Annotated in this window: 1 protein-coding gene; it reads left to right on the top strand. The window is 36.0% G+C overall.

Annotated features, from left to right (window positions below; all coding sequences use genetic code 11):
- Positions 1-90: 90 nt before the first annotated feature.
- Positions 91-375: a hypothetical protein gene (locus AC1D7X_RS25845; protein ID WP_495476445.1), complete on the top strand. Its 285-nt coding sequence runs from the start codon at positions 91-93 to the stop codon at positions 373-375.
- Positions 376-573 lie beyond the last annotated feature (198 nt).

Here is a 573-nt window from a genome sequence, read left to right as displayed (position 1 = left end):
ACGTTAACTGAAATTGTTGTAAAGCTTATAAATACATAAAAGCTGAAGTTACTAAAAGTAAAAAATGATTGTTAAAGTGGGGTCCGATTGGTGATGAAAGAATGGTTTTTTAAGGAACCAAGGAATGTTTTAGTATTTACCACAAAATATGTAGTTAGAAATCAGAACCCTATAATATATATTTCACATGATGAAGACGATGGGGCATGGCAATTTCATTCAGATGATGAAACAAACGAGAGTGATGCAATGATTATTACATTAGAAGAAATGGTCTTAATAGATCCTTCAATAAATTTTATTTCTGAATTACCTGAAGGTTGGTATGCGTTTAGAGATGACCTGAAAACAGAATGGAAGAGAAGTAAGAGATAAACTAAAGATAATTGAATGTATTACGACGAAGACAACAACATCAGTTAACAAAGCATTCCTACGTCGTCGCTAACGCTCCTCGGTTGCCAAGAAGGATATCGTAGAAGTAGGTTCAGGCAACACATTCAATCGGCTAAGTCTAACGACCCGGACCTACGGTCCTTAAGCCGCTTGAACGTCAGGAATGCCAAACGTTAT

Source organism: Paenibacillus sp. Y568, assembly GCF_059445545.1.
Note: the sequence above shows the minus strand (reverse complement) of the source record. Positions and strands in the feature narration are given on the sequence as shown.